Source organism: Rhizobium sullae, assembly GCF_025200715.1.
Classification (GTDB): Bacteria; Pseudomonadota; Alphaproteobacteria; order Rhizobiales; family Rhizobiaceae; genus Rhizobium; species Rhizobium sullae.
In genome coordinates, this window is record NZ_CP104145.1 from 303036 (window position 1) to 330024 (window position 26989).

Below are 26989 nucleotides of genomic sequence, written 5' to 3' on the forward strand. Positions count from 1 at the left end.
CCCCTGTATATCGCGTTTAATTATTTGCGCTTCGTTTTTCGAACGAGCGTGGCGATGTCGATTCCGAGTGCCTTGGCGGCGCTTCGTTTGCTTCCATTTTCTGCGATGGATTTTTCCAGGATCCAGGTCTCAAATCCCTGGACGAGGTCTTTCAAGCTGGCGTGCGCGGGCACAGAAGGCGCAGGCACCTCCATATGCTTGGGCTCGGTGCGCGCGGGGGCGAGTATGGGTGCCATGAAATGCTCCGGAAGCGCGACACCCTCGGCGCAGGCCACGGCCTGCTCCAGGATGTTTGACAGTTCCCGCAAGTTTCCGGGATAGGAGTGCGCCTGAAGCAGATCGGTGAATTCCGGAGACAGCCGAAGCTGAGGTTTCCGAATGAGATTGATGCGACGAAGCATCTGATCGGCAACAGCCTCTACAAGATCGGGCTGCTCGCGCAAAGGCGGGAGGGCAATGGTGACAACCGCGATGCGGTAGAAGAGATCCGGTCGGAATACTCCCTCGGCGATCTTGTTTCCCAGGTCGAGGTTCGTAGATGTGATAAGCCGGAAGCGCGCTCGCCTTCGCTGCATGGATCCCACCCTGCTGAAGGTTTGGGTCTCCAGGAAGGACACGAGCTTCATTTGAGACGTGACGGATAGATCGGTGACTTGGTCCAGAAACAATATCCCCCCGTCGGCGGCTTCGATGAAACCGAGCTTTCCGCGCGTGGATTGGTCCAGCGGCGACCCAGGCTCAATCCCGAACATCTCGACATCGAACTGCTCGTCGGAGAGCATCCCACAGTTGACATGGACGAACGGCACGGCTCCGGCTTTGTCGGAGTGTCCAATTCGTTTTGCGAACTCGGTCTTGCCCGTTCCGGTCTCGCCCGTCAGCAGGATTGCACTCCCGCGTTCCAGAGCCATCTCGCCCTTGCGGGCAAGGCCGTGAAGCCGCGGCGTTATGTGGTACGCGGTCCTTGCGACCTCTCCGGTCTCCGTCTCGAACCGAAACCGCTCTGACCCTTCGTTCGGCCTATGTTGTCGGTTCGCCTCTCGCATCGTGAGTAGCGCACCGTAGGCCCCACCCTCCTGGTTTCGCAGGATGCTGAGCGACGCAAACACGTTTCTTTGCGAGTTGAGCGCGCCCGAGACCTCGATCCGCTTCAGTTGATGGAGCGCGGCGGCAAGCTTCTGGATAAGTGGGCCGGCGGTCTTGGCATGCTTCGCCAGTTCGGACCCGACAAGGTCCGCGCGTGCAAGGTTGAGGAGCAGCTCTAGTTTGCCGTTGGCGAGCTTGATCGTGCCATCGATTTCCAGAAAGGCCGCGCCATCGGGCAAAGCTTCGAGAAAGCCACGAAACTGCGGATCGTCGACGAAGCCCGGACGAAGCCCCCGCGGCGCGAATGCATTTATATCGTTCGCATAGAACTTCACGACAGCGCCTCCTGGGCAAGCGAAGGTGACCTTCTTTTCGACTTTCTCCGGGCCGTCAGGACGTATCGGCCCATCTCTCCCTCGATACGCGCAGCCCGGAAGCGCCAGTTGTTCCGACAATTATCGGCCGAGATGATGATGAGGTCGCATTCGCTCCCAGCGGACTCTTCCGCCGCAAGTGCGGCTTGCCGCAGCCTTTCGACCGCGTTGCGCGTCTCTGCGAATTGCTGGAGCGGCCGTCCGAGCATCTGATCGGCGGGTCGGCCCCATGCAGTTTCGGCAGCGGGATTGGCGGCCAGCAACAGTCCGTCCTCCGACATCACCAGGATCGGGTCTGGCGCGGCGCTGAGAATGTCGAGCATCGTCTCGGCGCGATCGTAAAGCTGCTGTTCGCGCTTCTTGTGCATCCCGACATCGCGCGTCGTGCCCCAGAGGCGGATCAGCAAACCGTCCCTAATGGCCGCGCGGAAGTCGTTCTCCACCAGCATCTCGCTTCCGTCATGGCGTCGGTCCACCGCCTGCGCATGGTCGAGGCGATAGTTCGACCGGACGAGGTCGCGTACCATCTGCCGGTTGATCTCGGTTGCAGGGAAATAGCGGGAAACCGGCTGCGTGTTGAAATCCAGCCCATCCGGCAGTCGGTAGAGGCGGCCCATGGCATCGTTGCAAGCCCGCCAACTGCTCCGGTTCTTGAATATCTGTTCGACGATTTCCTCTTGCGCGAGCGATGTGTCGACCGGCTCGAGAAACTCGATGCACCAGCAGGCATCGGTGGCGGCGCCGATCATCTGCGACAGGATTTCCACCCGCTCCACCAACTCTGCGCCAACACCGAGCGCTGCCGGCGTCAGCGGCTGCTTGACGACTGCAAGACCGTTCAGCCCGTCGACAAAGGTACTCGCCACCATGGGCATGTCGCCATGGGCCTTGGAATTCATCCACACCGGAAAGCTTTGTTCGGCGGTTTGTTCGCCGCGGGCGATGGCGCGGATGAGGGAGGCGGACTCGCCGCTATAGACACTTTCGAGCGGCGTGCCGATTATCGATCGAGGGTTGATCGCCAACGTCTTGGCCTCCCGATCGTTGACGCGGCAGACACGGCCTTCGAGATCGATCCAATCAATTAGGAGGCTGTCCATGTTGAAGGCCGTGTTCATTCGTTCGTTCATACCGAGGCCCCTTGGTCGCTCCAGCCGCTCGAAGGACTGACTGCGAAAACGCAGCAATCCAGCCACAGGCAGTGGCAATTGCAATGCTCTAACTGGATTGGCCGAGAAAAATCGAAATTTGCAAGCGATACATGCGCAGATTCGCAGCGTAGTGATGCGGTTTTGCGAAGTGCCGCTTGCGATTTGGCGCGGCTCGAAGACCATTTCCTCGGAGAAACCAAACATCATGGGGCAAGGTCACATCCTTCCCACTGGTCATTGCTTACAGGAAGGGAAAGGCGCTCGGTCCAGCCGGACGGTGGCTGGTGAAGGAATGTGTCGCTCAATGGGAGTTGGCCGATAAACCTTGAGCGCCGGAGATAGGCTGCCCTTCGCTGCGCTCGTGAGCGACAGCCGATCGCCGCGGACAGAGACACAGGCTATCGCCGATCGCTTGTCCTCGCTAATACGCTCTGCCAAGATCAGTCGCGCTGAGCGCGTTCGCCGTCAACACGAAGGTGAATACCTCGATATGGATGCCTGCATTGAGGCCTCGATTTCACACCGCATCGGCGAGATGCCGGATTTCCGGGTCTATGGCCGGTCCGAGCGTCGCAGCCGCGATTTTTCGGTACTTGTCCTGCTGGATGTATCGCAGTCGACAGCAGACCGCATCCACGGCAAAGATGATACCGTACTCGACCTGGAACGATTTTCGACCGCTCTTCTCGCCAAGACGATTTCCGCTGCAGGCGACCCTTTTGCAATTGCCGCGTTCTGCTCCGACACCCGGGAGGACGTTCGGTATTTCCGGATTAAGGACTTCGACGAAACATACAACACCTTCGCGAGGTCACGCCTTGCAGGCATTCGCAGTTGCCTCTCGACCAGATCGGGAGCCGCCATTCGCCGCGCAGGAGCGGATCTTGCGAAACGTCAGAGTCATCGACGGCTGCTGCTGGTTGTGACGGACGGGGAGCCATCCGACGTCGACGTCGACGACAACAGGTATCTCGTGGAAGACGCGAGAGCGGCCGTCCATTCGCTGAACCGCAAAGGAATCGATACGTTCTGCGTCGCACTTGATTCTGACGGGAGGTCTTGTGCCGATCGGATCTTTGGACGCGGGGAACCGCAGCAATTGCGAGTGTCGGACAACTGCCAATTCAGCTGCCGACTATCCTTTATCGTCTGACCAGATGAACTACGTCGCCGGCTGACTGAATGTTGATCAGGCCGCTTTGGACGCCGCAAATTGTCATTCCCTGATAAGATCGTTCAGCGGCACCGCGGATTCCCCGTTTGCCCCTACATCCAGAATAAATCCTGCGGCGATCATCGTCTTGAGTTTTCGGATGGACATCGCCACATCCCGTACCGGTCCCAAGGCGCAAGCGCCTCGCAGCAGACCATGCTCAGTCAGCGACAAAAAGAGCCTTGCGGCACCGACAGTGCCTGAGACGGTCAAAGAACCGTATGCCGGCACACCGGCCACCTGAAGCGCGAGGTCGTATTGGTTGCTCCAGAACCAGGGCACTTCGTCGAAGGCTTTCCCTTGGCCAAGCATGTTTCGCGCAGCCGTATCGGCCTGATCTTCTGCATTTCGCCAGTTTTCCAGCCGTAAAAACCTATCAAAAATCCCGCTCTTGTATTTGCAGACATCGCCGCAGGCGAAGATGTCAGGATCCTCCGTTTGCAGAAGCTCATTTGTCATGATCCCATTGTCTACGGCAAGTCCGCCTGTTTCCGCGAGCTCCGTTCGCGGCCTGACGCCCACACCATAGACTACAACTTCGCATTCGATTACCTCGCCGGTGTCCAGCCGAACCGCCGCGACCCTGCCATCGCCTTCCAGCGCGGCAACGCGCACACCGAAACGAATGTCCACTCCTCGACCACGGTGCTCGGAAACAAGTGCGCTCGAAACGTCTAGTGGAAGGCTGCGCGCCATAGCGTGAGGCGCAACTTCCAACACGTGAACGTCACACCCTAGCTCGACCGCCGCTGCGGCGACCTCAAGCCCGATGACGCCGGCACCAATCACAACCAGCTTCTGTCCGGCATGGAAGGAACGCGCGATCGCGTCAGCGTGTTGCGGTGTGCGCAATGGCCAGACGCCATCGAGTTCCGCCCCCGGCACCGCCAATTGGTTGATTGCCGAGCCCGTGGCCAGAAGAAGCTTCTCGTATGGTAGGCGCCGGCTATCACTGAGCAAGACCCTCTTGGTTGAGCGATCGATGCTTTGAACAGTCTCACCAAGCAGAAGCTCGATCTGATTTGCCTCGAACCAGCTTGCGGGAAAGAAAGCGCACTGATCGCTGGTCTTTTTACCCAGAAGCACCGCCTTGGACAACGGTGGGCGGTCATATGGGACGTGAGGCTCATCACCGACCAAACTGATTTCTCCGGTCCAACCATGTTTGCGAAGGGCGGCTGCCGCCTTCGCACCGCTATGGCCAGCACCGACGATAACTACGGATTGCGCGTTCACAATGGAATACCCCAAAAACCAGGCCTAGCCTCAGGACTGACGTGCCTTTTCAGTGCCAAAGGCAATCATGCTGCCGCCGATCAACTCATCGCCCTGCTTCTGCAACATCTCGCCCGCCTCGAGGATATCCCGCGCCTCGCGATTCTGGCTCAGCTTGAACTTGCCGATCAGGCGGGTGATCTCGATTTCGATACCGACGATCGCCTTCAGCATCATGTCGATATAGTCCTTGGGACTGTCGGTCATCTTCCAGGGGTCCGCCTGTGCCGCCTCGTGCGTGCGGGTGAGGCGGGCGACCAGGCCACGCACATATCGCTCGTCATCGCGGATCGTGACGCGGCCGTGCGCATGGACCACGAGGTAGTTCCAGGTCGGGACCTGCTTCTTGAACTCGCGCTTGCTCGGATACCAGTTGGGAGCAATATAGGCATCGGCGGCGCGGAAGACGACGAGCACTTCGTCGCCGGTCGACACATCCTGCCAGACAGGGTTGGCGCGAGCGACATGGGAGTGGAGGGTGCCGTTTTCTCCCTCGGACCTGTTCAGCTCGAACGGAAGGTGGTTGGCGTCGAGGCCGGCTTGGCCGTTTGTGACGAGGATGCCGAGCGGATTCTTCTCGATCAGATCGAAAAGAACCTCTGGACGGTTTTCGGCAAAGTGCGGTGGTACGTACATGTGAACTCCTGGGCGCAAGTAGTTGGCCTCGCTTGTCGCGATGCCGGGCTAGAACTGTTGTTAAATTTCGATCATTTGGAAGTCGGCTTTGGAAGCACCGCAGTCGGGGCAAGCCCAGTCCTCCGGTACGTCGGCCCAGCGCGTCCCGGGCAGAATGCCGTCGTCGGGCCAGCCATCTTTCTCGCTGTAGACGAGACCGCATAGGACGCAAAGCCACGTCTTTAAGGGCGGGTTCTCGTCGATGAGCTTATCAAGCGTCTGAACAGTGTCGTCGCTCATGGGATGCTCCAGTTTCTCGGAGCCGCTAACGGCTCGCTCGATGTCTGGAGCATCCTTGATCCGAATTGGCCCATTTCACAGGACCAGTATTCGTTATTTTCGCTGTACCACACGAACCGTTATGGCATCCCGTGTGGGCTCGGGATGGCTTCAGGCTTCGGCTACGAGGTGTTCGGGCTTGGACAGCGGTCCGCGTATCGCTCCGACGGAGGCATCGAGAACGTCTTTCAGCCGCTGCACAGCGGTTTGGAGTTCGCCAGGGGTGAATCCGCCAAAACCCAGCATCAGGCCGAAACGGGCAGGAGGATTGGCGAACATTGGCGAAAGCGGCCTGACGACAAGACCGACCTTGCCCGCCTCGTCGGCGATCTTCACATCATCGATACCGAGAGGCAGCCAAAGCACGAGATGCATGCCTTGGTCCGATGGCTGCAGGGTCGCCCACGAGGGGAGTTCCTGTTCAATAGCCTTGATCAGCGCGTCTCGCCTTTCCGAATACGCGCCGCGAATCCGGCGCACATGCGCCTCGAAGAGGCCCTCGCGCATATAGCTTGCCAGGACATGCTGATCGGGTGTGGGGGAATGGCGGTCGATCATCGCGCGCGCCCCGGCGAAGGCATCGATCAAAGGCTCCGGCACGATCGCATAACCGAGGCGCAGCGATGAAAACAGCATCTTACTCATGGTGCCGAGATAGACGACCCGGGATGGGTCGAGCCCTTGGAGGGAAGGGAACGGATATCCCGCGTATCGCAGTTCGCTGTCGTAGTCGTCTTCCACGACCCAGGCATTGTTGTTGCGAGCCCATGAAAGCAATGACGTACGTCGCGGCATGCTGAGCGGCATGCCGAGCGGATATTGGTGGGAGGGCGTGACGAAGGCGACGCGCGCGCCAGGACATCGAAGGATGCCCTCCTTGACGTCGATGCCCTGGCCGTCGACCGGGATCCGACAGATTGCGATGTTGAAATTGCCGAGCACGGCCTCAATCCCCGGATAGGCCGGATCCTCGGCCCAGACAGCGTCTCCCCTCGTCAGCAGCACCGTTGCCGCCAGGAACAGCCCCTGCTGCGTTCCCGCGGTGATGATGACCTGATCGGCGGTGCACTTCACTGCCCGCGCCTTGCGGACATACTCGGCTATCGCCGCGCGCAGTTCCGGCAGCCCTTTTGGATCGATGTATCCAGAAGGGGCCGCGGGTCGCGTTGCCCGAACCCGGTTCCCCAGCCGCCGCCACTTGTCGTCGGGCGCGACGTCGCCGGCCGGATGTGCGATTGCAAAAGGCTGCGCTCGCTGCGGTCGCAATGCCGTTGCGACGGCAGCGAGCCGGGCAACATTTGTCGGCAGGGGAAGCTCTGCGGCGGGCGCGTCGAGCATCATTTCCGGTGAAACGCGATCAGACGCGTCCTCATGGACATTTGCGACAACCGTGCCGCTTCGCGCGCGGGTCTGCAGGTAACCTTCCGCATAGAGCTGGTCGAAAGCTTCAACAATGGTACCGCGTGCAATTCCCAGAGTAGCGGACAATGCTCTGGTCGATGGTAGGCGCTCCCCGGGCTTCAACTCCCCCTTCGCAATCGCATCACGAAGCGCTTGCGCGAATTGCTGGCCGATGCGGCCGCTCGTCCGATCAAAGGACCGCAGCGAAGCGATCGTGATTAGGTCTTGCCGCCGCGCCATGACTTTCTGGACCACTTCCTATTTGAAATGTGAGCAACGATGATAGACCAACGACGTCGGAAGATGAAGATCCTTCAGCCAACTGGCCGGAGAATGTGTGCCTAGTTCAGCAACGCCGCGCGAAGCTCATACTGAGGATCGGCGACTTGCTCCGGCGTGACAGGTGCTTGTTTGACAAGGAGCTGGCGTGCCAAAGCTTGGTCGTGAACACTGTTGAGGCTCTCGACGGCGCGCAGCCGGCGCTCTGAGAAATGCCATAAGGAGAAAGCGCCGGCTTCCCCTTCACGCCTTACCGTCAGATCGACGCCATCCAGAAATCCGACCCTCTGAAACTTGCAAAGCCTCTGATTCGACCAAAACACCGGGGGGACAATATAGGGCGCGGGAGCCCCGACCAGCGTCGCCGCGGCTGTCGCCGCCTGTCCATGCGCGTTCTGGATACATTCGAGGCGTACAGGAACGCCGAGTTGCACACTTGGAAATGTGGTGCAGTCACCGACAGCAAGGATATCGGGGTCCAAGGTTCTCATGAACGGATCGACGATGATGCCGTTTCCGCAGGCAAGACCGGCATCATGCGCGAGGTCGATGTTGGGGGAAGCTCCGGTCGCAAACAGGCAGATATCTGTTTCAACCCGAAGCCCGTTGGTGAGCGTGACACCGTGGAGACGGCCGGCCATTGCGTGGATTTCTGCAGTCCCGGCTTCGAGGTAGACGTTGACGCCGGCAGTGCGGTGAAGCTGCTCGATTGCCTCCGCGATTCCCGGCGAGCACGAACGGGCCATGAGCCGCCCGTGAAACTCGACCAGCGAAACATGGCAGCCGATGCTCGAAAGTGTCGATGCCATTTCAAGGCCGATAAGCCCCCCTCCCACGATCACCACTTGCTTAGGGGACCGGAGCGCGTCGCGCACAAACCGGGCCTCGTCCAGAGTGCGCAGGTTGACGACGCCATGCGGGATTGCCCCGAAGCTTTTCGGCAGGCTCCTCGCACGCGCGCCTATGGCAAGGACGAGCGAGTCGTAACGAAGCCGCCGACTGTCTTCGAGTTCAACGGCTCGTTCCCGCCGGTCGATCTTCACGCATCTTTTTCCCGAAAGCAGCCGGACATTTGCGTCCGCGAAAAATCGATCCGGGCGCAGCAGGATGTCGTCCGGCGATAGGTTTTGCGTCAAAAAGGCTTTGGAGAGGGGCGGTCTTTGATATGGTAGATCCCGTTCTCCGTTGATCAACGTGATCTGTTCCTGGTAGCCCATCTCACGACATTTTGCCGCGAGCTGAACGCCCGCATGTGACGCACCGACAATGATCAGTCCTCTTGGCACCGGATTCCTCCCATCTTCCTTTTGGACAATGCATCTGAGCCTACGCGCCCAGACCAGCTCCAGCGATGTCGAGGACAGCCGGCGGCATGGCGGCCTCAAACGCCCGCGCGGCACGCAACACCAACTCATCTGCCCGCATAGGACCGACGATCTGAAGTCCTATTGGCAAACCCTCGCTGCTGTGACCGCAGGGAACGGAAACTGCCGGTAGCTGGGTGATATTGAACGGGTAGGTGAACGGGCTCCAGCGGGTCCAGTCCTCCCCCCATTCGTCGACACCCGCAAAGCCCCGCGGCGGCGTATCCATGCCCGCCGGCAGTGCGACCGTCGGCATCTGCGGCGTGATAAGCAGGTCATAGCTCTCAAAGATATGACTGAGCGAGGCGGACAGCTCCACGCGCTTGCGCGTCAGTGCCTCGATCACGCATGCGCCGCTGATCTCTCTACCCCGTTCTGCTGCGCGTGCCATTCCAGGGTCGCAACGCGACCAATCTCCACGCGCATAGTTCCGCAAGAGAAGTGCCGCGCCGGCTTCCCAAAGGGTCGCGAGAATGTCCCTGGGATCCTCAAGCGCCAAGTCTATCTCATCGACTGAAGCGCCAAGCCTGGCAAGTTCCGCAGCGGCATGTTTGACCGCAGATACGATCTCAGGATCGAGATGGTCTGCAAAGCCGAGGTCAATAGAGCAACCGATGCGCAGACCGCTCAGCTCCTGATTGGAGACTTCTTCATAGTCCGGCGGCGCAAGGTTCCATGCCGTCGGATCGCGGTGGTCCGGCTGGCTGATGACGGACAGCATCGTCGCGACATCCGAGACGCTCCTTGCGATCGGACCGACATGCGCGAGGCCACCCATGGCGGACAGGGGGTAAGACGGCACCCTTCCGTAGGAGGGTTTGAAACCCACGACACCACAGAAACTCGCCGGAATCCGAATTGAGCCGGCGCCGTCGGTTCCCAGATGAAGGACGCCCATGCCGAGCAGGGCCGCGACGGCAGCCCCCGCGGAAGAACCGCCGCTTGTTCGCGACAGGTCCCAGGGATTGCGGGTGATACCCGTCAGAGGACTGTCGCCCACACCTTTCCATCCGAATTCCGGCATCGTTGTTTTGCCGAGAAGGACGCAGCCGGCCTCCTTCAGACGTGCGACCGCCGGCGCATCGAAAGCCGCCGGTGTTTTTGCCGTCAGCAAGGAGCCTTGCCGATTGGGAAATCCGCTCCAGGCAATATTGTCCTTGATCGTGGCCGGAACGCCGTCGGCAGGACCTTTTTGATCGCCGCGCCGCCACCGACGCTCCGAGGCTCGGGCGGCTTTCAAGGCGCCCTCGCGATCGACGAAAACGAAAGCGTTGACCATCGGTTCGAACCGATCGATGCGTTCGAGACAGGCGCTCAAAACCTCTACCGGGGAAAGCTCCCCGGAACGATAGCCCTGCGTCAGTGCCTGAGCGGACAAAGATGCTAGATCGGTCATGAGATATCCTTTGGTGACATGCAGATAGGCGCGCGGCCGTCCGCGAATTCTCCGAACAAACGAAGCCGCCTTTCGATCTGACTGACGACGCCGAAGGATTTGAAGCGCCAGATAGCTTTAAATCGACCGGTCCAGAATCATTCGTAGCGAGCGCCGGACCGGGTCCTGTCGGCTCTGCTAGCCAGTGGTCCTTCTGCGTTCGGCAACAGGACTTGAGCCGATGGACCAGTTTCACATCGTCTGAGCCAAATACGCGGGATTCTGGACCTACTCGGAAAAGCAATTGAACGTGATGATCTCGCGAACTGAAATTCGGAGATGCTCATGAACCAGAGTGTTCGATGTCCGGCCCGTCCACATCCTACGAGCAAGGCGAGAGCCGGTGAGGCGCCGCCGCCGGAGACCGTGTCCGTCTACGACCGTCCGACGCCTGACATCCGGCACTGAAACCCACACATGAGGGACCGCCCAACGCGAAGCCCAAGTCGCGCGCATCCAGACATAATCGTTCACGCCGCATAGACAAAAAAGGGGAACCAACTATGCCATCAATGAAAATGCTTCGCAGATCCTTTATCGCCGCGCTCGCGGCTACCGGCGGCATGATGTCCGTGCCGGCATTCGTCCTCGCTGAGGGCGAGGAAGACAAGGACACGCTCCGCGTCGTCATGCAGGGGGATGTTCGGATTGTCGATCCGATCTGGACGACGGCCTACATCGTCCGCGATCACGGCTACATGATTTACGACACGCTGTTTGCGATGGACGCGAACGGCGAGATTCAGCCACAGATGGTGGATCGCTACACCGTGAGTGAGGACAAGCTCACCTACACATTCACGCTTCGCACCGGTTTGCTCTGGCACGACAACCAGCCTGTCACAACGGCTGACATCATCCCTTCGATCAAGCGCTGGGCGGCACGCGATGCCCTCGGGCAAACCGTGATGACCTTCGTCGCGAACATCGATGCTAAGGATGATCTGACCTTCGAGATCAAGCTCAAGGAGCCGACGAGCCTTCTGGTCTTCGCGCTTGGTAAGCCGTCGTCGAACGTACCGTTCATGATGCCTAAGCGCATCGCTGAGACAGATCCGAACACTCAGATTTCCGAGTTCATCGGATCCGGTCCTTTCGTTTTTAAAGCCGACGAATGGCGGCCCGGTGACAAGGCCGTCTACACCAAATTTGAAGGCTACAATCCTCGTTCCGAGGCTCCATCGGGACTTGCAGGCGGGAAGGTCGCCAAAGTCAAGCGCGTGGAGTGGAGGGTGATTGCCGATCAGCAGCAGGCCGTCAATGCACTCCTCAACGGCGAGATCGACATCATCCAACAGCCCGGGCCTGACCTCTTTCCGCTGCTCAAGGACGATCCATCGGTAAAGATAGTCGATTGGAACCCCTACGGCTATCAGTACAATTTGCGTTTCAATCAGGCGGTTAAGTCCTTTGACAATCCAAAGATCCGTCAGGCGGCACTCTATGCGCTGAATCAGGAGGATTTCCTCCAAGCGGCGATCGGCAATCCGGAATTCTATACAACATGCAAAGCCATGTTCGTTTGCGGAACGGCGCTCGAAACGACCGCAGGCATGGAAGACAAGCTTGATTCGAACTTCGAGAAGTCGAAGCAGCTTTTGGCAGAAGCTGGCTATAAAGGAGAACCTGTCGTTCTTCTTCATTCAACCGATCTCCCGGTACTGACCAATATCGCACCGGTGGCAAAGTCACTTCTTGAGCGTGGCGGCTTTGTGGTCGATATGCAGTCGATGGACTGGCAGACCGTTCTTTCGCGCCGCGTTCGAAAGGATCCGCCGTCCCAGGGGGGTTGGAACGCAATGGTGACCTATTGGTCGTCCGCCGACGTTCTGAACCCCGTAATGGGCGCCTTTTTCAATGCCTCGGGCGACAAAGCGGCCTTCGGCTGGCCAAACGACCCGAAGATGGAGGAGCTGCGTCGACAATTTGCTCTCGCGGGCACGCCGGAAGAACGCAAAAGCACTGCCGAAGCTGTGCAGCTTCGTGAGGCGGAAAGTCCGACACATATCGTTCTCGGGCAATTCAACTTGCCGGGAGCCGCCCGATCGAATGTGGCGGGATGGATTCCGGCAGCAGCGCCTGTGTTCTGGAACATCGAAAAAATCGACGAGTGAGAAAAGTCGGTCGGCCGGCGATCAGGCCGACCGTCTTCCCTCCCTGGAAAGGCGTATGTCCCATGATTCAATATACTCTTCGTCGACTTGCTGCGACTGTGCCGGTAATGCTGGTTGTGGCAGCGCTGGTGTTCCTGATGCTGCGACTGACACCTGGAGACCCTGCCGCCATCATTGCCGGCGACAATGCCACACCGCAGCAGCTCCTGGAGATTCGCCAGAAGCTCGGTCTGGAAGAACCGGTCGTCACCCAATATTTCGTTTGGCTCGGTCAGATCGTCACTGGCAACTTTGGCGACAGCTTCTTTTTTAAGAAAACGGTCTGGGACCTCATTTCGGATCGGATCGAACCGACACTATCCCTCTCTGTCGTGACCATTCTTCTCGCGGTCACGGTCGCGATCCCGCTTGGCGCGATAGCGGCATATCGACAAGGTACGATCGTGGATCGGGTTGTCATGAGTGTCTCTGTGCTCGGATTTTCGATCCCGGTGTTCGTTATCGGGTATCTGCTGGTCTACGTGTTCGCGATCGAACTGAAATGGCTCCCCGTCCAGGGTTATCAGAGAATTACGGGGGGGATCGGTCCCTGGTTCAAGAGCCTTGTTCTGCCGGCCATAACATTGTCCGTTATTTACATCGCGCTAATCGCTCGCATGACGCGGACGAGCATGCTGGAGGTCCTCTCCGAGGATTACATCCGCACTGCCCGGGCGAAGGGGCAGACAGAAGCGAAAGTGCTCTTCGGACACGCGCTTAAGAACGCCGCCGTGCCCATCGTTACGGTGGTAGGGCTTGGTGTCGCGCTGCTCATCGGCGGTGTCGTCGTGACTGAAAGTGTCTTCTCCATACCCGGCCTCGGACGCCTTACCGTGGATGCAGTGCTCGCCAGAGACTTTCCGGTGATCCAGGTAATCATTCTTCTTTTCGCTTTTGTCTACGTCCTGATCAACCTGATCGTAGATCTCTCATATACGATCTTTGACCCGAGGATAACTCATTGACCGCACACACCTCAGTCCGCTCCTTGCCTGAACCGGAAATCAAGCCCCTCAGCGTGCGTTCCGCGCTCGTTTACAAACTCCTCCGCAACCCTTCTGTTGTGATGGGTTTGATTATCGTGCTCGTGATGCTCGTCGTCGGCCTTGCCGCACCGCTTCTAGCGAGCGTCGATCCTATCGCGATCGACCCAACGGCCAGAAACCGCTTCCCCATGGCGGAAAGCAGTCACCGGCTTGACGACGGGACGCGTTCAACCGTCGCGCACCTGATGGGCACTGACTCGCTCGGGCGGGATGTCTACAGCCGCGTTCTTTACGGCGCCCGGGTCTCTCTGCTCGTCGGTATCACCGTGGCGGTCGTGTCGATCACTCTCGGATTAGCGATCGGTCTGATCGCCGGCTATTTCCCGTGGCTCGACAGGATCGTCATGCGGATCATGGACGGTCTGATGGCGATTCCAGCAATTTTGCTTGCGATCGCGCTTGTCTCTTTGTCGAGTGCGGGCATACTGACGGTCATCGTCGCCATCATAGTTCCTGAAATCCCGCGTGTCGTCCGGTTGGTCCGTTCTGTTGTGCTCTCTGCGCGGCATGAACCCTATGTCGAGGCCGCCGTTACGGTCGGGACCCGTACTCTCCCTCTTCTAATCCGGCACATCCTGCCGAATACGGTCGCGCCTTTGATTGTCCAAGGCACCTTTATCTGCGCTTCGGCAATCTTGGTCGAGGCTATCCTGTCGTTTCTCGGCATCGGCATCCCGCCAGAAATACCCACCTGGGGAAATATCATGGCGGAGGGACGGCAATTGTTCCGGCTCTTCCCGCACAATATTCTGTTTCCCGGGATTTTTCTCGGCCTGACGGTTCTTGCAATCAATATTCTCGGCGACGGTCTTCGCGACGTGCTCGACCCCAAGATGGAGAAACGCGCATGAGTGTGCCGCTACTTGAAATCAGGAATCTCGCAGTTGAACTGCCGCAGTCCGCCGATCGCCCGCATGCGATCGAGGCCATCTCGTTCACGGTTGGGGCAGGAGAAATCGTTTGCGTCGTGGGAGAGTCCGGTTCGGGCAAGTCCGTCACGTCGCACGCTGTCATGGGCCTGCTTCCGAAAGGATTGACGGTGGGAGCAGGTGAAATCTTGCTTCAGGGCGAAGACGTGCTCAAGGCCTCCCCCGCGCGTCTTCGCGCGCTTCGCGGAACTCGCATGGCCATGATCTTTCAGGAGCCAATGACTGCTCTCAACCCGGTCGTCCCTTGCGGCGAGCAAATTGACGAGGTCCTGCGAATCCATACCGATCTCAATCCCGCTGAGCGAAAAGAGAAAGTGCTCGCGATCATGGAAGCGGTCCACCTTCCTGATCCGCAACGAATGTACGCGTCCTATCCCCACCAGCTCTCCGGTGGTCAGCGCCAGCGCATCATGATCGCCCAGGCGCTAATTCTTGATCCCGCGTTGTTGATCGCCGATGAGCCAACGACCGCGCTTGACGTGACGACGCAGGCACAGATCCTCAAGCTTATCGCGGAGGTGCAGCAGCGCCGCGGAACGGGTGTGCTTTTCATTACGCATGACTTCGGTGTAGTCGCCGACATCGCTGACCGCGTTGTTGTTATGCAAAGAGGGAAACTGGTGGAGCAGGGTGGCGCTTCCCAAGTGTTGAGATCGCCAGCGCAACCGTACACCCGGATGCTGATTGACGCTGTCCCGAAACTCAATCCCCCGAACCGAATCGAAAATACCGGGCCAATCCGACTGGAGACGGTCAAGCTCTCGAAATTCTACGGCGCACCCCGTTTGATCAAGGAGGGCGCCGGGGTCCATGCGGTGAATTCCGTCGACTTCAGGTTGCGAGCCGGTGAAACGTTGGGCATTGTCGGCGAGTCAGGCTCCGGAAAGTCAACCGTTGCGCGCTGTATTGCGCGGCTCGTCAATCCTACGTCCGGGGCGATCATTACCGGCGAGGCGGACATTGCGAATCTTCCTGAAAGGCATTTGCGGGCACATCGCCAACGCTGTCAGATCGTCTTCCAGGACCCATACCGATCCCTCAATCCACGCCGCACCGTGGGAGCGTCCATCGTCGAGGGGCCAATCAATTTCGGTGCCACGTCGGACCACGCGCGCGCCCGAGCGCGCGAATTGATGTCTCTCGTCGGTCTTTCACCCGACTCGCTAGATCGCTATCCGCATCAATTCTCGGGTGGCCAACGGCAACGCATCTGCATAGCGCGCGCCTTGGCGATGGATCCAGAGATCCTCATCGCCGACGAGGCCGTTTCCGCACTCGACGTTTCCGTTCAGGCGCAGGTGCTCGAGCTCCTTGAAGACGTGCGGCGAAGGTTCAACCTTGCCATGTTGTTTATCACACATGACCTGCGTGTCGCAGCTCAGATTTGCGATCGTATCCTTGTCATGAAAAGCGGCCGCGTGATTGAACACGGCCCGACTGCAGAGCTCTTTGCGACACCAAAGGACCCGTACACCAAAGCGTTGTTCGAAGCCGCTCCCGGTCAGGCATTCGAATTCGCCAGCGCATCTCCGGTATGAACTCGAAAGGGTTACGAAATGAAATATCCAGACGGTCTCTCTGCTTTTCCAATTACTCCGGCCAACGTCGACGGCAGCGTAGATCTGGGTGCTCTTCGTCAAGTGCTCAGCCCGCTCCTGGATGCCCGAGTTGACTCCATCGGGCTTCTGGGCAGCACCGGCACCTATATGTATCTGTCGCGTGAAGAGCGCTGTCGTGCCATCGAAACTGCAGCAGATATGTCGGGACCTGTACCGATCATCGCCGGCATCGGCGCGCTCAGAACGGACGACGCGGTGCGGTTGGCTCAGGACGCACGGTCAGCAGGCGCATCGGCCGGCCTTCTCGCACCCGTCTCCTACACACCACTGACCGACGACGAGGTGTTCGAGCATTTCTCCACTGTCGCACGTGAGAGTGGACTGCCCCTCTGCATATACGACAACCCAGGCACCACCCATTTTAAGTTCACGTCCGGGCTTATCGGTCGTCTGAGCAGGATCGAGCGCATTGTGGCCGTCAAAAGCCCGGCGCCCGAGCCCGCCGGGATCAAATCGCATCACGCTGAGCTAAGGGCGGCAGTTCGCGACGGCTTCTCGCTCGGCTATAGCGGCGATTGGAATTCCGTAGAGGGCCTGATCGCCGGCGCATCGACCTGGTACAGCGTCCTGGGGGGCCTATTTCCGCACACCTGCCTCTCGATGGTTCGTGCGGCGCAACGAAATGACGCTGATGAGGCCCGACGACTTAACGCGACGCTTGAGCCGGTCTGGTCGCTGTTCAAAGAGTTCTCAAGCCTGCGGGTGGTCTATACGATAGCCGAGCTCAATCACGCTATACACGCAAAGCCACCTCGGCCGATCCTGCCTCTCGCGCCGTCGGCAAGAGCGAAAGTCGAGGCTGCGCTCGCCGGCCTTCCTTCTGGCCTTCGCTGACGGGCGAACCTCATCAGACGCCTGATCCTATCATCCACCCCGCCTCTTCGGGCGGCCATCGAACAAACAAGCAGGACAGACGCCAGGCACACTCGCCTGAACGGTGCGAGCCATCGATTGGCTCCCCTTCAGCAATGAAGTGACGGCGAGCGAGGACAATTATGATGAAAGTGCTCGAGGGCGAATACGACTATATCGTCGTGGGTGCTGGGACAGCCGGCTGTATCGTCGCCAACCGGCTTTCGGAGGATCGCCGAAAGCGCGTGCTACTATTGGAGGCCGGCGGCCGGGACAACTGGATCTGGTTTCATATTCCTGTCGGATACTTGTTCGCGATCGGCAACCCCCGCGCCGACTGGCTGTTCAAAACCGAAGCGGAGCCGGGCCTCAACGGCCGAGCTTTAGCCTATCCGCGCGGAAAGGTGATAGGTGGTTCGTCCGCGATCAACGCCATGATATCGATACGTGGTCAGGCCGCAGACTACGATCATTGGCGGCAGTTGGGACTGAACGGTTGGGGATGGGACGACGTCCTGCCGGTTTTCAGGCGCTTCGAAGACCATTTCCTCGGAGAAACTGAACATCATGGGGCCGGCGGCGGATGGCGGATCGAGGCTCCCCGCATTTCCTGGAAGGTTTTGGACGCGGTCGCCAGCGCGGCCGCCGATATGGGCATTCGAAGCGTCCCCGACTTCAACACAGGCGACAACGAGGGGACCGGCTACTTTCACGTCAACCAGAAATGTGGACGTCGCTGGTCGTCGGCTCGCGGGTTCCTCAAACCTGCGCTGTCACGCCCGAACCTGCGCCTCGAAACCCATGTCACCGTCGAACGTCTGGTCATCGAGAACGGTCGGGCGGTCGGCGTCGAATTCTCGCGCGGAGGCGAAGTCTTGCAAGTGCGGGCCAGTGGCGAGGTCATCCTTTCGTCCGGATCGATCGGGTCGACGCAAATCCTGCACCGTTCCGGAGTGGGCCCCGGCGAGTGGCTCGCGCCGCTTGGCATCGACGTTCGCCTCGACAGACAAGGGGTCGGGCGAAACCTCCAAGACCACCTCCAGCAACGGGCGATCTATAGAGTTCACGGTATCCGGACGCTCAACGAAAGTTATTACTCGCTGGCTTATCGCGCGTGGATGGGAGCCGATTATGCGCTGCGCCGCCGCGGACCTCTCACGATGGCACCATCGCAGCTGGGGATATTCACCCGCTCGGACGCCAGGCAGGAGCGTGCCAATATCCAGTTCCACGTTCAGCCGCTGTCCTTGGAAAAATTCGGCGAACCCCTGCACCGGTTCCCGGCCATCACTGTGGCGGCATGCAATTTGCGACCGACGTCTCGCGGAACTGTTCGACTGAAATCGAGTGCGGTTTTCGAAGCACCGGAGATCAGACCCAACTACCTCTCCACAGACGAAGACCGGCAGGTGGCGGCCGACGCGATCCGCGTCACCCGCAAGCTCATGGCTCAGCCGACCCTACGGCCCTACCGTCCCGAGGAATATCTTCCCGGTCGCGCGGTGGGCGACGATGAGGCATCTCTCGCAAAGGCCGCCGGCGACATCGGCACGACGATCTTCCATCCGGTCGGAACGGCAAAAATGGGATTGGCGAGCGATCCGATGGCCGTGGTGGACGATCGCCTTCGATTCCATGGGGTCGATCGGCTTCGTGTGATCGACGCATCGATCATGCCTACAATCACGTCCGGGAATACGAACACTCCGACGGCCATGATCGCCGCGAAGGGAGCAGCCATGATCGTGGAAGAGGATCTCGCCTGATCCACAGCCACCGCTTCCGTGTGTTACTGTGCGGGCTCGTATGTGTCACGATCAGCAAATACCCGTATTAACCTTCTGGGGCTGGTCATCGTCTTCGCCTTCAAACTGCGGGGCTACTTGATGCAAGGCCTGACCATGGGCTCCGTGACGTGACAGGCATGGTTGGTGCCATCGCTCGGAGAAGGGCATCCGCAATATCACCAAGCGCTATGGCGCTCTGACGGTGGTCCCTCAGCATTCTTTCAAGACAGCGGTCGTGATCGTGGGCGCCCCCGAGTCTTTCTGTTCGACGAGCCGTCATCCAATCTCGACGCCGGGGTGCAGATGCGGGCCGAGATTAAGGCCCTGCACCAGAGGCTGAAAATCGTCACTGTTTGTGTAACGCACGATCAGAAGCAACGCTATTCGGCGCCTTGCTCCTTGAGAAGGCGATAGAGGTGTGCACGGCTGATGCCGAGCAATTCGGCCGCGCGGCTTTTGTTGCCTTGCGTTTGTTTGAGAGCGGTACGAATCTCCGCGTCCGTTTGGGATTGTATTCTCTGTTTGAGAGACGTCGTTGGGGCTGGCTGAGCCGGGTTTGAGGAAGGTTCCGTAACAGAAATGGAAAGCTTGCCGGTGATGAGCATCCGCGTCAGCCCGTTTTCCAGCTCGCGCACGTTCCCCGGCCAGGCGTATCCGAGCAGTAGTTTGCGATCTTGGGCCGTCAAGTTTGGCGTGGGCTTTCCAAGCCGGCCTGCGATGCGCGCAAGCAAGCGCTCGGCAAGATATGGAATGTCTTCTCTTTCTCGCAGGGGAGGGACGTTTATCGACAGCACATTCAGCCGGTGATAAAGGTCCTCACGAAAGCGGCCCGCTCTCACCAGGTCAAGAAGAGGTTTATTGGTCGCGCAGACTATGCACAAGTCGATGCTGACCGGATTGGTGCCGCCGACGCGCACGATTTCGTTCATCTGGAGAACGCGCAGCAGACTGCCCTGAAGCGCAAGCGGCATGTCGCCGATCTCGTCAAGGAAGAGCATGCCGCCTGTGGCAAGCTCGAACTTGCCTGGTTTGCCCTGGCTGCGCGCGCCGGTGAAAGCACCACCTTCGTAACCGAAGAGTTCGGCTTCAATGAGCTCGCTGGGAATGGACGCGCAGTTGACCCACACAAACGGCCCGGCACACCTGTCCGACAGTGCATGAAGCGCATGCGCGGCCAGTTCCTTGCCCGCGCCGGTCTCGCCACAAATCATCACGGGCAGCTCGTAGGCAGCGGCCACCTTGATGGCGTCACGATAGGAATCCATCAACTCGCCCGTGCCGATGATGTCATTCAGGCTGAACTTCGATTGCCAGGATCTGGGATTATGCGGAATGGCGAGTTCCGCCTTCGATATGCGGCTGTAGGTCTTCTTCAAGGCATCGTAGTCGGAAAAGAGGGCAAGGCCGACGGCGCCGATGATCTTGCCGTCCCGGTGCACCGGCACTTGCTTCGTCACCAATTTGTGGCCCCGCACCTCGAGCGGATAGCCGACATGGGTGCCGATCCCGCGTGCAACGAAATGAAGCTTAGTCTGCGGCCCAACCACATCGGTTATGTGGCGCCCAAGGAAGTCATCGGCCTCCCCTCCGAGCAGCCGGCAGTAGGGCTCATTGATCAGGACGATTGTTCCGGCAGTATCGACCGCGACGAGGCAGTCCGAGACATGATCGAGCACAAGCCGAAGAAACCCAGCTTCTTCCGATGAACCCGAGAACCACTCCGGAAGCGTCATCTAAGCCTGCCTTGGTTGGAACCCCGATGAATTGCGTCACCGGTACACTAGCGGCTGATCGTCTCTAAAGCGAGACAAATTATGTCTCCCTTAGGTGACAGTGTGGCGCTGGAGGCTGACGTATAAACGCCTTCTGAGGGGCCAAGCCCCCTCGAAATTTACGCATGTTTCCAGCGCATTAATCAATGTTCTCCTCGAACGCCGCGAACTGGCCCGACCCTTGCGATGCTCCCGGTGTAAAACCGGAAAGGGGAGCAGAAATGATGCATATCGAAACCATGATGATTGGCGATACGGTTGTCCAGCTGTCGGGCGCAGGTTCGCCGCTCGTGTTCGTGCACGGGTTCACGACCACCGCCGAATTTTGGCGGGAGCAAGTTGAGGCGTTCTCGTCCCGTTACAGGGTCATCCGCATCAATCTTCCAGGACACGGTGTATCGCCACGACCAGACGGACGCAGCTACACGATCCCGGCCTTCGCGAATGACATCCTGGCGGTCTATCGCGCACTCGAAATCGACGAGGCCATTCTCGTCGGTCTCTCGATGGGCGGAACCGTGGTGCAGAGCTTCACCCTTTCCCACCCCGAGCGTGTCCGCGCGCTCGTCCTGGTCGGGGCCACACCCCACGGACTTGGAGAGGATGTCAACGTCGACAATGTGCTCATGGCAATTGATGACCTCGGCGTTGTCCAGGCAAGCCAGAATGTCATCGACCGGTCGTTCGGCAGTTCGGCAAGCCGCGAACTCGTCGAATTTGCCAGACAAGAGGTCGCGCAGACGCCGGCCTTCGTGGCGCGGGAGGCGATTGCCTCGCTCAATGCCTCGGACAGCCGGGCCAATCTTCGCGATATCGGCGTCCCCACGCTGGTCGTGGTCGGGAATGAGGACATCATCACGCCACCTGGCGAATCCGTTATCCTCGCAGAGGGGATTCCGGAAGGCCGCCTTGAGGTTATTGCGGACGCGGGTCATTTCCCGATGCTCGAGCAGCCTCAGGCCTTCAACCATGTCCTCGAGAGCTTTCTCGGGGACTGCGATCCTCGTTCTTTTCGGTCGAGTGGCGCAGGCCTCTCGCGTCAAGCCGTTTGACTGGGAGGCTCACATGTCTGTTCAAGAGGTGACTTCACGGGTCACATCACAAGCGCGCGATCTGGACCGCAACACGAAACGGACCGTATTTGCGGCCGCGCTCGGGACCGTTTTCGAATGGTACGACTTCTTTATCTACGGCTCCCTTGCCGCCTTCTTCAGTACGCTGTTCTTCCCGAAGGGCAACGAAACGGCGGCGTTGCTCGCGGCCTTGGCGACCTTCGGCGCGGGCTTCGTCCTTCGACCCTTTGGCGCAATCGTCTTTGGCAGGCTCGGTGACCTTGTCGGCCGGAAGAAAACCTTCCTCGTGACCATGCTGGTCATGGGGCTTGCCACGGCCGCCATCGGTCTGTTGCCGACTTACGAGTCCATCGGCTGGGCGGCGCCTGCTTTGCTGGTGGGGCTGCGCCTGCTGCAGGGCTTGGCTGTCGGCGGCGAGTTTGGGGGCGCGGTGACCTATGTTGCGGAGCATTCTGACCTCAATCGGCGGGGTCTCACGACAAGCTGGATCCAGATCACCGCAACGCTTGGCCTGTTCCTGTCGCTCATTGTGATCGTTCTTTGCCGGTCCCTGCTATCGGCTGAGGATTTTGCCAGTTGGGGATGGCGCATACCCTTCATCGGTTCGATCCTGCTTTTGGTTTTGTCGCTCTACATCCGCCTCAAGCTGCATGAGTCGCCGGTCTTTCAGGAAATGAAGGCGCAAGGAAAAGGTTCGAAGAACCCGATCGCCGAGACGTTCGGTGACGGCAGAAACCTGCGCCTCGTGCTGGTGGCGATCTTCGGCGTCGTCGCGGGGCAGGCGGTCATTTGGTACACGGGCCATTTCTACAGCCTGTATTTCATGACCACCATCCTCAAGATGACTCATGATCAGGCGAACTTCTACCTTCTCGTGGCGCTCACACTCGGCACGCCGTTCTTCCTATTCTTCGGCTGGCTTTCCGACAGGATCGGACGCAAGTGGATCGTCGTGACGGGATGTGCCTTATCGGCCCTGCTGATCATGCCACTTTTCCAAGCGCTCGCGACCTATGGCAATCCTGCGCTGACGGAGTTCCGCGCCAAAACATCCGTGGTGCTGGCGGGCAATGACTGCGACCACGATCAGTCCTTTATCGGACAACTTTTCCGACCGCAGGCAACGACGGAATGCCAAAAAATGAAGGCGTCGCTGACTGGGCGTGCCGTTCCCTACATTGTGAAGATTGACGGCGAGCCTCTCCGAATCCAGATCAATGGCGGTAAGGGGAAATCCCTGAATGAGGGCGAGCTCGTTGACGCCCTGACGCAAGTGGGGATGCCGGCGGCAAAGGCCCCGGTCCAGCCGAATGGTCCGATGGTTGTCCTGGTCCTCTTTGCCTTGGTTTTCCTGGCGACAATGGTCTATGGACCACTCGGGGCTCTTCTGGTCGAACTCTTTCCCGTTCGCATACGCTACAGCGGTGTTTCGGTTGCCCTGCAACTCGGCAATGGATGGATCGGCGGATTTGCGCCTTTCGTGGCAACGGCAGTAGTGCTTACGACAGGAAACATCTTCGGCGGCCTCTGGTACACGGTCGCCTTTGCCGGTTTGACGGCGGTGATCGGTGCGCTTCTTCTGCCAGAGACGCGCGGGCGCGATCTGAACACATAAAGCTCAGAACCGGAGACGCGCCGCACACAGGGGACGGCTGCGGATACAGCTCCTCGTCCAACTCCCTTAAAAACCGCATCGAAGAGTCCGGGCGCTTGCCCGGTCTCTTCGGTCACAGCGCGGGTCAGGCGAACCATGGAAACCATGGACACCTCGTTGTTGTGGCGCAGCCACGACTTGTGAGTTCGCAGATCCAGCAATGATCGTCGTTCACCTCTCTGCTCGAAGAGGTAGATCTTAGGATGGATTGCCGGCAGAGGGCGATATTGGTATCGGCGAAAAATTTGAACGACGCATTGAAAGTCATGCTTCCGAACACCAAGCTCATCCGCCGAACCAACCCCCAATGACGCCACGCGTTGCGAGCGTGCACGCCGGGCGTTTTAGAAGACGGCTAAGAAAAAATCATAGACTATCTGTTTTTTAAGCATGCTGCTTATTTAAGCAGCAGCCGCTACAGAGTGCGAAATTTTGGCGGATTCTGCTATCATTTTGGCCGGAAATGCCCACCTCGGCACTATTGCGCAACCGGCTGGTTTTACCCCTTAATGCCGCTCAAGCAAGCGTAGCGGCTCGCCTACAATAGCATCTGTAAATCGAGAACTGGCTCGGATCTGGCCCGCCTTGCGCGGGACGGCGAAGTTATGCCAGCACGGAGTAAGCGACAATGTCGAAGTTGAAAACGACGATCCTGACGGGGTTTCTGGGTGCGGGAAAGACAACCCTGCTGAACCGGATCCTGAGTTCGGGAAGCAGCGAGCATATCGCCGTTATCGTCAACGAGTATGGTGAGGTCGGTATAGATGGACAGCTCGTCGTTCAGACAAAGGACGAAATCGTCGAGCTAAACAATGGTTGCATTTGCTGCACGGTCCGTGACGATCTGATCGCCGCCATCCGCAGCCTGCTCGCATCTGGACGACCGATCGATCGGTTCATCATCGAGACGTCGGGGCTCGCCGACCCCGCTCCGGTCATTCAGTCGTTTATTCTCGACGAGGTTCTATCGGCAAGGCTGGAGCTCGATGCGATCGTGACGGTCGTCGACGCCCGTCACATATCGCGCCAGCTTTCGCAGGAGGAGGCGGTCGAGCAGATCAGTTTCGCCGACGTCCTCTTGCTCAACAAGATCGATCTTGAAGACGAATATCGTTTGATCGAAATCGAACGCGACCTTACGAAGCGCAACCCGCTGGCCCGGATCATCCGCACAAGTTCCTGCGACGTGGAGCTGGCCGACATCCTGGGAATCGGCGCCTTCGATCTCAAGAACATTCTGGCGATCGATCCAAACATTCTGGACGAACATGACCACGAGCACGACCAGACGATCGGCTGCGTTGCAATCCGCGACTACGAAGCTCTCGACCCGGCCGCGCTTAACGGTTGGCTAACCCGACTTGTCCAGGAGATCGGTACCGATCTTTTCCGCATGAAGGGCGTGTTGAACTTCGCCGGCGAGGCGCGGCGATACGTCCTCCATGGCGTCCACATGACCCTGGAAGGACGTCCCGGCAAGATCTGGCAGCCCTCAGAAGCTCGCCTCAGCGAAATGGTCTTTATCGGCCGCAATCTCGACGAAGGCGGCTTGCGCGAGGGCTTCAGAAGCTGCCTCGCCAAGCGGCATGCGCTCGCTTCCTGACGCCTTTATTTCCGCAAATACCGTTTGTCCATTAAGGAGACAGAACATGCCCCCTCTCGTTGCTGCAATGATCAGCCTTGGCATCCTGGGCGCGATCGACACATATATTACCGCGACGGTATTCCCCGTTCCCGTCTGGGTGACGTTCATCGCCTGGGCTTCCTTTTTCGCCTGCGGCGGCGGCCAACGCGGACTGATCAAGAGCATCATTTCGAACTGGACGGGCATCATCATTGCCACAATGACGCTCCTGATCATCCAGTTCGGTCTCGCCCATCCAATCTTCGCTGCCATCTTGGTCGGTCTCGGCACGTCGGCAATGGTGTTTGCTTCCTCAATTCCGATCCTGAACTTTACGCCAGCGATCGTCTTTGGCTTCGCCTCCTTCGTTGGCACGACGGCCGCCACCAACACCACCGTTGTGACCTCCGGCATCAATCATCCAACACTTGTTGCCATGGCAGCCATGCTGCTTGGCGTCGTGTTCGGGTTGCTCTCCGAAATGGGCACCAATCTTCTGGCGGCCAAGAAGCCGGTCACCGCCTAACTCCGCAACGCAGAAAGGACGACGTCATGAAACTGCAACACTATCTAGGCGGTCTTGAGGGTCTTGGCCCCGTGAGTACCGAAACCCGCGTCTTCGTCGAGACCTGGGAAACCCGCATCTTCGGCATCCATACGGCGATGATGGCGCTTTCTTCGCAACTGCCACTTCCACGGACGTCGTCCACATTCACGACCGTTTGGACGTGGGCGGACCTTCGAAAGGGTGCGGAATCCCTGAACCCGTTCGACTACTTCAAATTCCGCTATTACGAAAAATGGCTTGGCGGCATTTCCGGCTACTTCATATACAACGGATATATCACCGCGAAAGAACTCGATGCGTTGACGGAAGAATACTATAACGATCCGTCGAAATCGGTTCCGGCCGCCGGCGACGCGGCCATCGACGATCGAGTCGTGCAGTATCTCGTCGAAGGCGACAGCCCGAAGCGCGACACCAATGTGTCCTTTGATTTCGCAGTCGGCGACTTCGTTTCGATCAAGAACGTCCCCTCCATCGAGCACACCAGACTTCCGGGCTTTCTCCGCAACAAGAACGGCACCGTCGAGACAGTCTACGACGGAGCCTACGTGTACCTCTGCGATACCGGGACTGATGGAATCGGCGCTGCTATGCCTGTCTACTGCATTCGCTTCGAACCGGAAGACCTCTGGCCCGGCAACGCCGAGAAGAACTTCAGTCTCTACGCCGATCTTTACGCGCATTACCTCGAAGCGCCCGCGGCAGCATCTGCCAAACAGGCGGCCTGACCCGCCATCCGATAGGAGCACACTCACATGATCGACCGCTTTCAATATCGCGAGGATCGCGAAGCCTACAGTGCCGCGCGGGTCAAGGCTCTCGAAGCCCTGCTGATCAAAAAGGGCATTATCACGGACAAGACCGTCGACACGGTCCTCGACTTCTTCGAAACAAAGATGGGACCCTTTAACGGTGCAAAGATCGTCGCCCGAGCCTGGGTTGACCCGTCCTTCAAAGACCGACTCGTGGCAGACACGCCGGCGGCGATCGCCGAACTCAACCTGCCCGAGGGCATGGCAGGCGCCGAGGGCGAGCATATGCGCGCAGTCGCGAACTCGCCGAATGTGCACAACCTTATCATATGCACGCTTTGCTCCTGCTATCCCTGGCCAGTCCTGGGGCTGCCTCCCTACTGGTACAAGGATCCGACCTTCCGCAGCCGCGCCGCCCGCGAACCGCGCGCCGTTCTGAACGAGTTCGGACTTCCAGTCCCCGAGGCCATCGAAATCAAGGTCTGGGATTCCAGTGCGCAGATCCGCTGGTTCGTCGTTCCTGAACGTCCTGTTGGCACGGAAGGAATGACCGAGGCCGAACTCGAGGCGCTCGTCACTCCCGAAGCAATGATGGGCGTCGCCATCGCCAAGGCCGCTTGAGGTCGTC

General features: G+C 59.1%; 22 protein-coding genes and 2 pseudogenes. 14 read left to right on the forward strand and 10 right to left on the reverse strand.

The features are described 5' to 3' along the window. Positions 1-20: 20 nt before the first annotated feature. Positions 21-1421, reverse strand: a complete 1401-nt coding sequence (locus N2599_RS35540; protein WP_051336668.1) for a sigma 54-interacting transcriptional regulator — start codon at positions 1419-1421, stop codon at positions 21-23. After that, on the reverse strand, positions 1418-2590 hold the full coding sequence (locus N2599_RS35545) for a PAS domain-containing protein (protein ID WP_165928330.1): 1173 nt from the start codon (positions 2588-2590) through the stop codon (positions 1418-1420). Before N2599_RS35545 ends, N2599_RS35540 begins: the two co-directional genes overlap by 4 nt. A gap of 511 nt (positions 2591-3101) precedes the next feature. Here N2599_RS35545 and N2599_RS35550 point away from each other — a divergent pair. After that, the gene (locus tag N2599_RS35550; protein WP_027511306.1) at positions 3102-3764 is read left to right on the forward strand and encodes a nitric oxide reductase activation protein NorD; all 663 of its coding nucleotides are present in this window, start codon (positions 3102-3104) and stop codon (positions 3762-3764) included. Positions 3765-3827: 63 nt separating this feature from the next. Here N2599_RS35550 and N2599_RS35555 read toward each other — a convergent pair whose 3' ends face one another. From N2599_RS35555 to N2599_RS35580, 6 genes are all read right to left on the reverse strand, one after another. Further along, positions 3828-5060: an NAD(P)/FAD-dependent oxidoreductase gene (locus N2599_RS35555; protein ID WP_165928329.1), complete on the reverse strand. Its 1233-nt coding sequence runs from the start codon at positions 5058-5060 to the stop codon at positions 3828-3830. Positions 5061-5090: 30 nt separating this feature from the next. Next, complete coding sequence (locus tag N2599_RS35560) at positions 5091-5735, reverse strand: FMN-binding negative transcriptional regulator (protein ID WP_027511305.1); 645 nt, start codon at positions 5733-5735, stop codon at positions 5091-5093. A 60-nt stretch (positions 5736-5795) separates the two neighbouring features. Next, positions 5796-5978 carry a rubredoxin gene (locus tag N2599_RS35565; protein ID WP_027511304.1) on the reverse strand — a complete coding sequence of 61 codons (183 nt, stop codon included), beginning with the start codon at positions 5976-5978 and terminating at the stop codon, positions 5796-5798. A gap of 186 nt (positions 5979-6164) precedes the next feature. Then, positions 6165-7694: a MocR-like pyridoxine biosynthesis transcription factor PdxR gene (gene pdxR, locus N2599_RS35570; RefSeq protein WP_027511303.1), complete on the reverse strand. Its 1530-nt coding sequence runs from the start codon at positions 7692-7694 to the stop codon at positions 6165-6167. 101 nt (positions 7695-7795) lie between these two features. Further along, entirely contained in the window at positions 7796-9148 is a 1353-nt protein-coding gene (locus N2599_RS35575; protein ID WP_084606531.1) for an NAD(P)/FAD-dependent oxidoreductase, read from the reverse strand. Beyond that, positions 9060-10493 (reverse strand): amidase, encoded by a 1434-nt coding sequence (locus N2599_RS35580; RefSeq protein WP_027511301.1) that lies wholly within the window; start codon positions 10491-10493, stop codon positions 9060-9062. The genes N2599_RS35575 and N2599_RS35580 overlap by 89 nt, the downstream gene beginning before the upstream one ends. 542 nt (positions 10494-11035) lie before the next feature. Between N2599_RS35580 and N2599_RS35585 the strand changes: the two genes are divergently transcribed. The 7 genes and pseudogenes from N2599_RS35585 to N2599_RS35615 all read left to right on the forward strand — a co-directional run. After that, a complete protein-coding gene (locus N2599_RS35585) occupies positions 11036-12646 on the forward strand; it encodes an ABC transporter substrate-binding protein (protein WP_084606530.1) in 1611 nt (536 codons plus the stop codon). Between the two features lie 62 nt (positions 12647-12708). Next, complete coding sequence (locus tag N2599_RS35590) at positions 12709-13650, forward strand: ABC transporter permease (protein ID WP_027511299.1); 942 nt, start codon at positions 12709-12711, stop codon at positions 13648-13650. Then, on the forward strand, positions 13647-14582 hold the full coding sequence (locus N2599_RS35595) for an ABC transporter permease (protein ID WP_375714162.1): 936 nt from the start codon (positions 13647-13649) through the stop codon (positions 14580-14582). Before N2599_RS35590 ends, N2599_RS35595 begins: the two co-directional genes overlap by 4 nt. Next, entirely contained in the window at positions 14579-16198 is a 1620-nt protein-coding gene (locus N2599_RS35600; RefSeq protein WP_027511297.1) for an ABC transporter ATP-binding protein, read from the forward strand. Before N2599_RS35595 ends, N2599_RS35600 begins: the two co-directional genes overlap by 4 nt. 18 nt (positions 16199-16216) lie before the next feature. Further along, the gene (locus tag N2599_RS35605) at positions 16217-17113 is read left to right on the forward strand and encodes a dihydrodipicolinate synthase family protein (protein WP_027511296.1); all 897 of its coding nucleotides are present in this window, start codon (positions 16217-16219) and stop codon (positions 17111-17113) included. 161 nt (positions 17114-17274) lie between these two features. After that, on the forward strand, positions 17275-18897 hold the full coding sequence (locus N2599_RS35610) for a GMC family oxidoreductase (RefSeq protein ID WP_027511295.1): 1623 nt from the start codon (positions 17275-17277) through the stop codon (positions 18895-18897). Positions 18898-19167: 270 nt separating this feature from the next. Continuing rightward, positions 19168-19290: pseudogene (locus tag N2599_RS35615) on the forward strand (sugar ABC transporter ATP-binding protein); the annotation flags it as partial. An 8-nt stretch (positions 19291-19298) separates the two neighbouring features. Here the strand turns inward: N2599_RS35615 and N2599_RS35620 are convergent. Beyond that, positions 19299-20294, reverse strand: coding sequence for a sigma-54 interaction domain-containing protein (locus N2599_RS35620; RefSeq protein ID WP_244564608.1), 996 nt, complete (start codon positions 20292-20294; stop codon positions 19299-19301). A gap of 198 nt (positions 20295-20492) precedes the next feature. Continuing rightward, positions 20493-20651: pseudogene (locus tag N2599_RS35625) on the reverse strand (sigma-54 interaction domain-containing protein); the annotation flags it as partial. Between the two features lie 260 nt (positions 20652-20911). On the opposite strand from N2599_RS35625, the gene N2599_RS35630 reads away from it, so the two are divergent. The 6 genes from N2599_RS35630 (at position 20912) to nthA (ending at position 26982) form a co-directional block, all read left to right on the forward strand. Next, entirely contained in the window at positions 20912-21742 is an 831-nt protein-coding gene (locus tag N2599_RS35630) for an alpha/beta fold hydrolase (protein WP_027511293.1), read from the forward strand. Positions 21743-21755: 13 nt separating this feature from the next. Then, positions 21756-23378 carry an MFS transporter gene (locus tag N2599_RS35635; RefSeq protein WP_027511292.1) on the forward strand — a complete coding sequence of 541 codons (1623 nt, stop codon included), beginning with the start codon at positions 21756-21758 and terminating at the stop codon, positions 23376-23378. Positions 23379-24045: 667 nt separating this feature from the next. Next, positions 24046-25020 carry a CobW family GTP-binding protein gene (locus tag N2599_RS35640; protein ID WP_027511291.1) on the forward strand — a complete coding sequence of 325 codons (975 nt, stop codon included), beginning with the start codon at positions 24046-24048 and terminating at the stop codon, positions 25018-25020. 46 nt (positions 25021-25066) lie between these two features. After that, positions 25067-25567 carry a DUF1097 domain-containing protein gene (locus tag N2599_RS35645; RefSeq protein ID WP_027511290.1) on the forward strand — a complete coding sequence of 167 codons (501 nt, stop codon included), beginning with the start codon at positions 25067-25069 and terminating at the stop codon, positions 25565-25567. Positions 25568-25593: 26 nt separating this feature from the next. After that, positions 25594-26337, forward strand: a complete 744-nt coding sequence (gene nthB / locus N2599_RS35650; protein ID WP_027511289.1) for a nitrile hydratase subunit beta — start codon at positions 25594-25596, stop codon at positions 26335-26337. Positions 26338-26364: 27 nt separating this feature from the next. Next, positions 26365-26982, forward strand: coding sequence for a nitrile hydratase subunit alpha (nthA, locus tag N2599_RS35655; RefSeq protein ID WP_027511288.1), 618 nt, complete (start codon positions 26365-26367; stop codon positions 26980-26982). Positions 26983-26989: the final 7 nt, after the last annotated feature.